We start from the raw sequence: 12372 nt of genomic DNA on the forward strand, positions 1-12372 counted from the left end.
TCTTCTATTACTAATTTAACGAAGGTACTCCTTTGAATACCCAACTATGAGTTATTTGAGAAAGATTGGGGTAACGTCAATTAGAAAGATATATTTCTTATTTCATGACAATTAGTTAGAGGGCAAATTAGAGCCCCCCTATCTCCGCCACAAATATGTTAATGGGTATATTCCTCATTTAGCTAAATCTTAATTTTCTAAGTTTCGAATCTTTGGACGACCCTAATGTTCAACAGCTCATTAAAATTATTGGACGAGCTTGAAAGTACTATTCACCTCATCCATTAATTTCAAACGAACAATGATAAACGAACTAGTTATTCAAAAGAGATGAAAAATTCATTTTGGCAAAGAGATTATTAGGTTGCGCTTTTATACATATTGTCTGAACTTAAAAGCATCTATATTCACCTAAAATAGTATAAGCTAATGGCATTGACTTTCCCAGATTTTACACCTTACCATAGATTTTCTCTCTTTGACCATCTTTCTTCAACCATTCGTTAAACGATATCTCAGACGGTTGGAACTCCAATCCAGTACATCCAATTTCTTCAATTGAAGTTTTTAGTTTTTCAGACACATAATATTTTGCACCGCCATCAACATATTTTAAAACAATTAGGTCATCATTTGTATTCTCTCTAAAAACAGTAGTTTGCATATACAGTTTCCCCTCCAATTGATCTTCTTCAATCATATTAAGAAACTCTTTGGTGGTATCAAAACTAAGAGAGGACAAGTATGTACCACCTTCAGGTTTTCGTTTTCGTAGTACTACTTCACTTTTTTGGATGTCTACGTTTCCAAAATCTAAACCGAACATATTTAAGACCCAATAATCTTTGAGTATATCATTGCCCCAAATAACAGGTGTGTTGTAAAACTGCATTTTAGGTTGTCTAGTACTTTCGAAAACAGCCTTGAGTTTACCACTAATAAGCAATCTTAAATGAAAACCAGCAATGTCAGCAGAGAGCAAATCTGTTGGATTTGCCCTCTGTGAAAGTATAGCATGCGCTACAATTGGATCGTTAATCGTTTCTTGAAAGTTTAGATGATCAATAAATCGTGGTTCATCAAAAATACTGCAATAATAATGGGCATCTTGAACCTGGGGATATTTCCCTGCTATTTTTAAGTCCAAAGTGTTATTGATAATATAATATCTCATTAGAAAACTAAATAATTAACGTGGGTAGTTGGATTATTCTGCATTGCATTTCTAATATCAGAAATTATATCAAGTATTTCGATTTTAGTTTGATCAGGTGTTGCATTCACTGGTATAAGATTTAGTCTTCTAAGTACGTTTGCATCATATGCTGCATGGCTTCCATTATGTACAAGGTTATTTAAAGGTATGCCATTTAATAATTCATTCATATGAAATGGATTAGCGGCTTTTGCTGCTTTTTGTATTGCTCGATGCCCTTGCTTTCCCCAAGGAAGTATATGGTGTGCCTGACGAGCATCTCCTACAGCCATATTTAGAACTTTTCTTAACTGTCCTCTATCGCCAAATTTAATTACATCACCACTCATACGCACCCATTTAAGTACAGTCTTGAGTCCATTGGTAAGGCTTATTGTCCTTTTTGCAAACTTTGCCCCTGCAGAAAACCATCCAACAAATGGTATTGCCGAAGTAGCACTTAGAATTGCATCAGTCCTATTGCCTTGAATTAGATACAACGTGCCATTTGTCAAATCCGCAATTTCACCAATCCCTGGAATCAAGCCAATACCATCCAAGAGAAGATGGTCATTTCCTTGGAAGCTTCCCAATGAACCCTCCAATCACTATATTCAGGATGTTCAACTCTGATAATACCGCACTGCATCGCATGATATACGCGAAATGTCATTGGGTCAAAGGGATAAAAACCATCAGTATTAGCCCACGTGAATGCATGGTACAAATTAGTGTTTGATGTTGCCAGCACACCATTACTTACAGCTCGAACTGTCATATTTGCAGCTATTATTCCTTCAGCAGAAAATTCGTCTTCTTCAAGAACCGCATAGAGTTCAAGCCCGAAATTTTGATTTTCTGCCACATAAACTGCATCTGCTTGGCTAAGCCCCAATAAATTAATCAGAGACTGTATTTGTGTTGGAAGCTGCGTACCAGGTGAAGAGGAATCATCACAAGTGCTTGAATCTCCTCCGCCATCTTCACAAGGATCATAACCGTCAGGAGGATTTGGAGAAGTTCCTCCGCCACCGCCTCCAGAAGACCCTCCATCATCCATAGTGTAACAGACATTAACCTGTTTCTCCATAAATCCCTGGTGCGGTGGAGTTCCTTCATTTGGTCTACTCCAAAAATCACATTCCTCCCAGTTCCCCTCTCCATGGTAACCACTCGAACATGCAATCCATCCGTAATCGAATTGACTAAAAGTATGACAAACCTGTGATGTCGTCATCGTTTTATTTCCAGTGCCCATTATTTTACCTGTACTAGAACCTTCATTGTTCTGTTGAACTATATGAGCAAATTCACCACTTTCTAGATTAACAGGAGTAAAAATGACATCTCCTTCGTAAGGAATGTTTATCTTATGCATTTTTGCTTCAATCCATTTCCTATTGGGTGTATAAGCAGCGATGAAAGCAGATGTTTTACCCTGTTTATCCACAAAAAAGGTGAAATTTCTAAATGTCACTGCTCTTTTACTAGTTAGCTCCATTCTAAAGACATAACTAGTTCCTTTGTCTGTAGAAAATTTTTGGACACTATCTGTGTAAATAGAAAGCTTCTTTAAAGGATTCCCATTGTTAACAGTCGATAATTTTGTAGTAGGGGAAGAGTTTGTAAACTTAGCTTTCAGAATCCCTAAGGAGTTGACATTTATTTGCCCTAAAAAATCATTAAAGGAAATGTCGGTTTTATCTATTTTCGGAGCTGGAGGATTAATGGACACTTCATGTTTCACTAACAGCTCCTTCTTGCAGGAGTTGAGTGCTAATGCGACTAGCACTAGCACCAATAATTTTTTCATCATAATTTGAGTTGGTTAACTTATCTTGCGCAAGATAACAAGATATTATATATCCTGAAGCCGGAAATATTATTTTGCAGGAATTATAGTTGTAAAAAACAGAATATCCCACCCGACTTAATCCATCTTTATAATTTCTGCTAATCATTTTTTAACAAAAAGACTTGCGTACAAGAATTGCTACACTAACTTTAAAAAGGTCCCCCCCCTATTTTTCTCAATATTCATCACAGGCTTTTCAGATAATCACTAATAAAACCAGCATCAATTTCAAAACTGGAGAAAAACGAGAACCATCGCTTCATTAACTAAACAACCTGTTGTCCCCGCTAACCAGAAATAACAATACATAGCGTCAATAATAAGATTTACCACTTTAAACCTTTAGGTCTAACACATTATCTTTTATTTATTATATAATTACTCCACTCATTAAAAAAAGCCATTTAACTTTACATACTTTAAACTGGTATTTCCTTATTTTTCCAATATTCACTACGGGCTTCCTTTTCTTTTTCTTCAAATGTCCCATCTTTAGCATGTAGGAAATATAGATGTCAACACATTTGAAATTTTAATATGAATGCTTCGTTTTTTGAAACATTGCTGTATCAGAGTTTATACTTTTGGTATCGGGGATGTGTAATTCCTATCATACAATCTGTCGCCTCTAATGCAAGCGAAAACTCTACATATTAGTTTAAACTTTATGGCATTCATGACTGACATCTTGTTCTTCTTATCTACTTCAACACGTCTACGGTAGTAAGCCCGAATTTCAGCATCAAATCCAATACACGTTCTCACGCCGTTATGAAGCAAGGATTTTATTTTTTTGTTAGCTACCGGAGAGACTCGAGCAAGTTTCTTAACACTTGTACCTAAATCATATTCAAAAGGAGCGATACCGCAATAAGACGCAAATGTGCGTGCAGTTGTAATTGATTTAAATTCGTTACTATGGATAAGTATTTGTAAGGCTATTACATCACCTATACCCATAACTGAAATCATTATTTTCATCAACCTCTCGCATTGTTCATCATTCGACCAAAGAGTTTTGATTCTTTCGTCAATATCCTTAACTAATTGCTCCATCTGAAGGATCGACGGGCTACAAAGTTTAATATTTACACTAGAGATATGTACATCAATAAAACCATCATCCTCATTCAACGGGGTAGTCATGATTTTATTAACTTTTACCATTCTTTCCCTTAATGTCGATAAGCTACTTAGCTCATCTATGATCTTCCTGCGTGGCACCCATAATTTGAGCTCTTGTAGATTTTTAATAAGGTAACGAGTAATTCGAGCGGCATCGAGCTTATCATTTTTACCTCGAATAATTCCAAGGGAGTTTTTGATCCTCATTGCTGGTTCAACAACTACTTTAGCTTTCATTTTGGCCAACCCGTTCATTAATACCAATCCATAAATACCGGTAACCTCCATCCCAAATACCGCATTCGCTAATCTAAATCCTGGGATTTCTTTTAGGGTTAATACAAACTCCTTGATTGATTCTATATTATTGCCAACCTTTCCATTAATGACATTTCCACCTCCATATCTTACACAGTAGTTAAAAGTGGCCTTGGAAACATCAATGCCAATAAAATATCTAATCAGACAAAGTTTCTTTTGTTTCATAAGCCACTTTTAATGTAACAATCACTCCAAAGTCCTTGATTCTCCTCTAGGCCTTATTTCTAACATGCTGAATAGGTCGCTTCTACCATGACATAATAATCATCTTTGGGCTTCAAATCGTGCATAGTTCCAACTATCATGATGGATAAGTCTGCCCCAAAAATGTTTACATCAGTGGTTGAGTGATTGTTTACACAAGATAAGAATTGCCACACAAGTTTAAAAACCAAGAACCTACATTAAATAACGATTTATTTCAAGAAATAAAGTTTGTACTGATCGTAACATTGGAGGTAAAGCTCTATTTTAAACCATTTGCTTTGAGGCATTGCAACAATTGTGTACTTATTTAGAGCCTTCTGTTGTCTAAACAAAAGTTAAGGAAAATATTCTGACTTTAAATCCACCTATACAAGAGATCTTAATAATAGTGCAGCACAAGAAATAAGCTCAATGATTTTATTCAAACTATGAGCTTGAAATTGGCTAGTCCAGGCACCTCTGATATAGATTACCAGTTTGGTTATCACTTTTGCATTTTGTACATGAATGGCTCAATAATCTTTAGGCTAAATTAAATGTTTATTAGTACCTCATCATAATTTTTAATGAGGTTTTTATTGAATTCCTTATCCTTGATTTTCTTTTATATAATCATTGAACCTGTAAATAAGAATCCCACCATTCATTGGGTTTGATATGCAGCTGATTGATAGGTACCTGTATCCAATAAGTGTTGTCAACGTAAAATTTATAAGCATACTTGCCAGAAGGAACATGAACCTTACATATCCATTCACCATTCTTTTTGATAAATAGGTTGGCTTTTGGGTCATAATTGTTAAATGTACCTGCCAAAGCAATAGATTCAGCCCCCTGCATACCTTTTATTCTGAAAGTAATCCAATTGTTCTGTGGTCCAAATAAATTGAGGTAATAATTGGAAGGATTGGCCATTTTTACCAATTGATACAATTGATTTGCTTCTTCTTTTTTGCCACTAAGGATGTAAGCATTTGCAAGTGCTACCTTGGCCAGTTCTGACTTGGGATAAAAACTAACGTTCAATTTCAATAGTTTTTCCGCATCTGTAATGCGGTTGCTATCAATAAGTTGATAACCAAGAGTTTCTAGGTCTTTCTCAGAAAATCGATAATTCATCTTATTTGATCTCCTATGTTGGTTATAGCTTCGGATAGCAGCCAAGACCCCCTCCTTTTCATATGTTTTTTTGACTGATCAGCTATAGTTTTTGGAAACAGCTCTTTAATTTCTATATCCTGACGCCCTTTTTTAAGCAATTGAAGTAAGTCAATTTTTCGAGAGACCGTATAATCATGACGTTGATATAAATAAATGGTTCTATTCTTTAAGTCGCACACCTGAGCATAAACTGTACTATTATCGGTTTCCTTCTGTGCTGTAGCATCCAATATTTTGGTGAAATTTCCTACTGATATCGAGCTATTATTAAGCATATGATAAGCTGTTTTTCTACGCCAGCATTTAAAATCAGCATTTTTTACATCGTTGAGATTATAATTTGTCAATACGTAGTTTTTATTGTTGGGACGGATAGTATAGCTTGCGTTTACAATGGCATAATCACCAGTACGATCGGCAATCATGATCTGTGCTTTTTGCTGCCAAGTAAGGTTGTAGCGGTCAAAAAGCTGTAGTGCTTCTTTTACTGTACTACATTCCTGTAATATTTTCTCTAGAATATACCCTTCATAATCTGGTTTTGAAGGACTTTTTTCATATTCACTACCTGAGGAAGTGCGGCGGCATCATAAAACAACCCTTGATCATTCATCCCCCCCTCTGGATATTTTTCTTCAAATCCCCAGAAAACATAACCCTTCTTTTGTTGTGTTGCAGGTCTTACCCATAAAAATGTCTTTTTTAATGGAGAATAATCCTCGTTATTTCCCACAAGGATACGTTTGCCATCATTAGCAATGAAAATTGTGCAAGAGAAGGCAGGAATAAGGTTTAAGGAAAGTATGCAGAGCAGAAAAATTATTGTTCTTTTCATTTTTTGTGATTAATGTTTGGATACGGCAGAAAGATCTTCATCCATTCCCATTGATAGGTTTAACAGAAAATAAAGATAAATATTTTGCTATGGCTATCCTTTTGTTAGATCAACTTATTTTTACTCCATGTTGATGAGCGCTTTCACAAGCAATAAAGAATGGTTTATTAACCATGAGGCCGAATATAAGCAAGAGCAGGCAGGAGTTTTTCAAACTTCAATTATTGGAATTGGTAGTCTTTCAATAATCTACCGTTTCGATTTTTTGGCCACATTAAAACAAAATGTATTGGTTAAAAAATTTCACGCTGTCCTAGGTCATGGGGTTATATTTGAACCAATTGCTTTTGGAACAATAAAAGCCAAAGAAAAACCTAAGAAAGATATAGGGTATTTGGAAGAGCGGATAAACCAAGCTAGACTGACCCCAGTCCACCAATTTTAGGTTTATAAGTATCTATATTGTAAATCAATTCATTGTAGTGAGCCCAGAAATTGGTGAGAGAGGTCAATGGGTTATGGTTTATCCATCTGTCTGTTGAATTCATTGGTAAAAACATACAATTAGAAATTACTTCTACTCTTTTCAAGTGAATTAATTATATCCAAGTATCTATAACAAGTACTACGGCTCAATTTCAAATCTTTACCAATTTCATCCATAGTCTTTTCCTGTTTATCAAAAAGGATTTTAACAGCTTTGGCTTTAGAAAAATTTTCTTTAGATAAACCACTAGGTCTTCCACCAACCCTTCCTCTAGCTCTTGCAGAAGCTAATCCTGCTTTAGTCCTGCTAGAAATCATCTCCCTTTCAAATTCTGCTAATGATGCAAAAATGTTGAAGGTAAATCGACCTGTAGCAGTTTCAGTATTAATATTATCCTGAATGCTCATAAAGTTTACATCCAACTTTTGCATTTCAGCAACAAGGTCAATTAAATCCTTGAGTGATCTACCAAGCCTATCTAATTTCCATACCACAACTGTATCACCTCCTCTAAGTTTAGAAAACATGTGAGCTAATTCAGGTCTATCTTTATTTTTACCTGATATTTTCTCTTCAAATATCAAGCTGCAACCTGCGGCAACAAGGGCGTCGATTTGCAAATTCAAACTCTGGTCAGCGGTACTGACTCTAGCATATCCTATTTTCATAAAACGTTTTTTTGCTAATTTATGAAACATAGATTAATGAGACAAGTTTTTGATACAAAATTTTTATAATCTTATTCGGTATTGCTGAGCAAGATTTAAAATCTTAAATAATGGTCGTTTTTTGGAATAATGAAATTCCCAATTGCCCAACACCAACATTGAAATTTATTAAACTTTTCATTTTTATATTGGTTATACAAATGAATCAAAATTAAGTATCATGTCTAGATCTCCGAAAAGAATCATTTTAGCTGCTGAAGGAAGTAACTACATCGGCAAATTACAAGAAGAGTATCTAAAAGAAATTTATGGAAGAGATATTGAAATTGTGACGCAACAACAAGCCGTTCGTAAAAAACTTAGAGTTAAAACGGGAAATAATGTTTTCCAACTTTCGCCTTTAAAAACGCCTACAAGACCACTTTTTAAAGAAATTAAAACTAACAAACGAATTAATGGGCGTTCAAAATTTTGACCCTAGTATGCACTTCACATATTGCCTTTAACTTCTCTAGGTGGTAACTCATAATTTGGCACTTTCAAAACCTGCCCCATATTCGGCCTTTTATCTCCTGTCTGATGTTTGGTCAAGCCCATTTTAATTAAGATTGCTATTTCTCTAACTTCGTTCTCAGTTGCAAAATCGTAGGCATAACGTGCCTTAAGATTGTTAACCGTGTCATATAAATAAAATGAGTTTTTCGACAAGGACACTATGTATTCCTCAATTTGAGCTTTCCAGTTTTTAGGCCTTGTATATACAAAAAGCAAGGCAAGGTGGTGCTTTTTCATTTCATTCAGCTCATTTTTAAACTCTTCAAATAATAACGGAGCAATTTTACTCGAAAATAAATCATCCTTGAAGAACCCTACAACATTAGAAGGAATCACTTGCAAAATTAAATTCATCTTTTCTTCGAATGTATTTCCAAAATCCCCAGTCAATGTAAAACTTGCTCCTTCTAAATTCGCCTGACCTTTAGATGCTAAAGAAGGAGCGATCACAAATAAAACAACAGCTATTTGTTCCCAACTTCGTAGTATCTCCTTGAGAATTTTAGATTTTATTTCAGAGTCTACATAATCACTATTCCTGAGTGCTCTTGCAGAGGCTTTCATCTTTTGGATGAGGTTGTAAACAGAATATTCTTCAAAAAACGACCTAATGTTTTGATTATAAGGTCGAATTTGATGATACCTAACATCCGCGTGTTGATCTTTAATATTATCAGGCAAACTTGATTTCACCACATTCTCACCAATCTCTTTTTGGGCTTGTTCAATTTGAGTCTCGGTTGGCATCCATTTCATGAGATTTAAAGGATTCATCTGATTCATCATTCCTACCTTGCCAACAACCGTATTGCACGTTTCTTTAATATCTTCATACAAAACAGTAAGTGCATCAGCTCGGTTTCTATCGATTCCAGTGTAAAATTCGATCATCTTGGGGAATGAAGTGTATTTCTTCGAACTGTAAATGTAATCTCTGAAGAGTATATCAATGTGCATCCTTTTTGCTGCAAAATAAAAAATCCAGTAGGTGGCCTTAAAAGCAAAGTTCGAACCTTTTTGGACAATAATATTATTCGCTGCTAATATGTCGAAGACAATATCAACATCTACATCGATCAATTTTTCCTTACAGAAATCTTGAAGCCTGTGAATAAATGAATCTCTTGTAAAATTATAGGAATCTGCCCTAATCATCTCTTCACATAGTTTGCCCAATATGTACTCACAATCTTTTAAATCTGGCTTAGTTCGATATCTTGGAAGGCCATCCATATTGAATAGCACGAAAAGAACCGTTTCTAACATTACGGTACGGTTGACTGGGCTGTCATCAAATTGCTTTTCCGAAGCTTTGAGAAGAGTAATGCAGTTTAGTGGTGTCCTATGCATGTTCAAAACTTCCAAATCGGATATGATCTTAGCCAATATAAGGTCTTCATCACCAATGGACTTTTCTTTATTATATTCCGCTATAACCTTTCTGATTTGTGTTCTCGGTAAAGCAAGTAAAAATAAATAACTGAACTCTCTATCTAGTGTTGTATCATCTTCATCATCAATATCTACCAAAAATTTAGCATCATCAACAGATTCCATGACTATTATAGGAATGGCTGGGTGCGCCTCGCAAAGATTCTTCAACTTTTTGAGAGCATTGGCACCATGCCGATCCCAAGAATCTAAAATTATGCATTCAATTTTTGCTTTATCAATTTTTAACGCTTCACACTCATGTGAAACCCCATTATGAATGTTGTGAACTTTAAGCTTATCAGAATCCAAATAAATCCAAGTTTTTCCTAATTTCCATGCTTCCATAACAAAATAATGCGCAAGGCATGTGAGACCAAATTGAGGTGATGCCCTTATGATTATAGAATCAGGGTTTTCAATAATTTCATTCAACTGAACTCTATTGGAATAATTTTCATCTGCATTCGTTGAAATCTTATTAGTTGAACTTAACACTGGCTCCACCCAAATGGCTGGTTGGGAATCAAAGCTAACTAACGCTTTATTTAATCTCTCCTCGAGCTTCGAGCACACGCTTTGGTAAGCTTCGCTTATTTGAATGTTAACCGCCACGTCTTTCTCATTGGAGTAAATCTTATTAAAATGATCGGTTAGATGCTTTCTTAAAAAATTTTCAAACTCCAACACACCATTATATGGCCAGTAGTATGCCCCTAATGATTTAAGTCTTTCCTTAAATGCTTTTATTTTCGATAATTCCGTGATGTCAATTTCACTGATCTGTGATGGAGCATCATTGAAATAGAACATTAATTCAATGTTGTCTGTCTTTACTTTCTCATATGCTTTATCGAACTCTTCTTCAGTACCAGAGCCCGCTGATTTGGTAGGTGTCCCAAACTTCTTATACATAATTCCGATAAAAATCTGATAGTCATCACCAAGTTGATCACTAATTACAGCTTGACTGTAATCTCCAACTGCTGGCCGACTATTGTTTTCCCATGTTAATGATTTTATAGAGAAGCCATAAGCCATTCCAAGGCCATGGTTCATTTCCTCAATAATTTTGAGGCACACTTTCCGCTCTTCTGCGGTATCTCCAGGAGAAGCTATAAAGCAATTAATAATTTTTTGAGACACATTGTTTTAATTTAGATTGTTGTAATATAATGATTTTAGAAAGAGCTATATCAACATTTAACATGTTAATGCTAAACAAATAAACTTACTGGTTTATGCTCTAATTCCCACTGAATTTATAAACTAAAAGTGGCATAACCAAGTTTGTGGACAATTTGGATATTGTAATATTTACCATCATCTTTTAAAAGATATTGCTAAACTAAACGTAGACACTACTAAACATAAAGGGGTTACATCACTCTTATAACTTTTGTTAATTGTGCAGCTTTTAATTATGAACTTCATTTACCACAGGCAATTATAAACTACTTGTTTTTGAGTAATGCTTCGCGATAATAAACAGATAGTGAAATCACTTCACCAAGCTGTTGCTCATACTCGTCTTCAAATTCCATCTTAATAGTTCTAATAAACGAATATACCCATTGCGAAGTGAGATATAAGCACTGTGCCATTAAGCGAAACTTTGCTTTTTCGAAAACTCCTTTGTTGTCATTGTAGGACATGTTGAACATCATTTGCGACGCTTTAAGGCCAAACAATTGAGAATGTACGGAAGCTGATGTATCAGAGTATTCATTTATTATCAAATCGGTTGGAAGTTCAGACTCTCTCATAAGCGCTTCAAAGGTGAATAACGTGATGTAATGTTTTGAGCCATTCTGAACTTTTACAATTTCTTTACGAAAATTCTTATCTAACATTAGATATGATTCGTGTTCCATAATTTGTTGTAATTTACTTTGAATCATAGCGTTTGCCTTACTTGAAGTCAATGACAATTTTCCTTCGCTTAGAGTTTGGGAGTAACTAATGGATTTTTTTAAATGCAATAACGATTGTAGTTCGTACAAGAGAAAATTCAAATTGGAAAAGTCTTTGTTTTTTTCGAACAGATAGAAAAATATTAAATAGCTTTCGATCAAACTTCTGAATAGTATTTTTGGGGTAGCATCGTCAAAAATCGATTTTCCATTATCTAATCTAACAAATTCAAACGATTGGGCTAATGTAATTGAACGTAGATGGTAATTAGTTATCAAAGTATAAATCACATTTAGATGTTCATTTGCCATTGACATAGGATTTTTGTCCAACATTAGGGAGGCTAGATCTGTCAAAAATGACGTCATCATATTCATATGCTTTAATGACCTATCAAATGTAAAGGAGGAACCTAGAGGAAATTCCTGCTCCATAAACTTTTGATGATCAAAATTTTTGAACTCATGTAATTCTTCCATTTCATTAATCTCATTCATTTGACTAAATTTTACGTAAGTTATTTTCATGCCCATATCGCATTAATATGGTGTTACATGTTAAGAATGATTAAAATTCGTTTTAGTTGTTAAACCGTTCTAGGTTGGTGTTTACCGCTTA

The 12372-nt window shown here is 34.8% G+C and carries 12 protein-coding genes; 2 read left to right on the top strand and 10 right to left on the bottom strand.

Annotation, left to right across the window (positions count from 1 at the left end):
• Window positions 1-451: 451 nt before the first annotated feature.
• The 7 genes from ACFJIZ_RS10480 to ACFJIZ_RS10510 form a co-directional block, all read right to left on the bottom strand.
• Window positions 452-1174, bottom strand: coding sequence for a hypothetical protein (locus ACFJIZ_RS10480; protein WP_379093313.1), 723 nt, complete (start codon window positions 1172-1174; stop codon window positions 452-454).
• Window positions 1174-1755, bottom strand: coding sequence for an AHH domain-containing protein (locus ACFJIZ_RS10485; RefSeq protein ID WP_379093316.1), 582 nt, complete (start codon window positions 1753-1755; stop codon window positions 1174-1176). Before ACFJIZ_RS10485 ends, ACFJIZ_RS10480 begins: the two co-directional genes overlap by 1 nt.
• Entirely contained in the window at window positions 1737-3011 is a 1275-nt protein-coding gene (locus tag ACFJIZ_RS10490) for a hypothetical protein (protein ID WP_379093319.1), read from the bottom strand. The genes ACFJIZ_RS10485 and ACFJIZ_RS10490 overlap by 19 nt, the downstream gene beginning before the upstream one ends.
• A 615-nt stretch (window positions 3012-3626) precedes the next feature.
• Window positions 3627-4661, bottom strand: a complete 1035-nt coding sequence (locus ACFJIZ_RS10495) for an IS110 family transposase (protein ID WP_379093322.1) — start codon at window positions 4659-4661, stop codon at window positions 3627-3629.
• Window positions 4662-5315: 654 nt separating this feature from the next.
• Window positions 5316-5822, bottom strand: coding sequence for a hypothetical protein (locus ACFJIZ_RS10500; protein WP_379093325.1), 507 nt, complete (start codon window positions 5820-5822; stop codon window positions 5316-5318).
• Window positions 5819-6289, bottom strand: a complete 471-nt coding sequence (locus ACFJIZ_RS10505) for a hypothetical protein (RefSeq protein WP_379093328.1) — start codon at window positions 6287-6289, stop codon at window positions 5819-5821. Before ACFJIZ_RS10505 ends, ACFJIZ_RS10500 begins: the two co-directional genes overlap by 4 nt.
• 89 nt (window positions 6290-6378) lie before the next feature.
• Entirely contained in the window at window positions 6379-6699 is a 321-nt protein-coding gene (locus tag ACFJIZ_RS10510) for a hypothetical protein (RefSeq protein WP_379093330.1), read from the bottom strand.
• 133 nt (window positions 6700-6832) lie between these two features.
• Here ACFJIZ_RS10510 and ACFJIZ_RS10515 point away from each other — a divergent pair, with 133 nt between their 5' ends.
• Window positions 6833-7144 carry a hypothetical protein gene (locus ACFJIZ_RS10515; RefSeq protein WP_379093333.1) on the top strand — a complete coding sequence of 104 codons (312 nt, stop codon included), beginning with the start codon at window positions 6833-6835 and terminating at the stop codon, window positions 7142-7144.
• 119 nt (window positions 7145-7263) lie between these two features.
• Here ACFJIZ_RS10515 and ACFJIZ_RS10520 read toward each other — a convergent pair whose 3' ends face one another.
• Window positions 7264-7884, bottom strand: coding sequence for a recombinase family protein (locus tag ACFJIZ_RS10520; RefSeq protein WP_379093336.1), 621 nt, complete (start codon window positions 7882-7884; stop codon window positions 7264-7266).
• Between the two features lie 190 nt (window positions 7885-8074).
• On the opposite strand from ACFJIZ_RS10520, the gene ACFJIZ_RS10525 reads away from it, so the two are divergent.
• Entirely contained in the window at window positions 8075-8329 is a 255-nt protein-coding gene (locus tag ACFJIZ_RS10525; protein WP_379093339.1) for a hypothetical protein, read from the top strand.
• A gap of 14 nt (window positions 8330-8343) precedes the next feature.
• On the opposite strand, the gene ACFJIZ_RS10530 is transcribed toward ACFJIZ_RS10525, so the two are convergent.
• Window positions 8344-10986: a hypothetical protein gene (locus ACFJIZ_RS10530; RefSeq protein ID WP_379093342.1), complete on the bottom strand. Its 2643-nt coding sequence runs from the start codon at window positions 10984-10986 to the stop codon at window positions 8344-8346.
• Between the two features lie 308 nt (window positions 10987-11294).
• Complete coding sequence (locus tag ACFJIZ_RS10535) at window positions 11295-12251, bottom strand: DUF5677 domain-containing protein (RefSeq protein WP_379093346.1); 957 nt, start codon at window positions 12249-12251, stop codon at window positions 11295-11297.
• Between the last annotated feature and the right edge of the window lie 121 nt (window positions 12252-12372).

The organism is Pedobacter sp. UC225_65, assembly GCF_042698365.1.
In the GTDB taxonomy this organism is placed as follows: domain Bacteria; phylum Bacteroidota; class Bacteroidia; order Sphingobacteriales; family Sphingobacteriaceae; genus Pedobacter.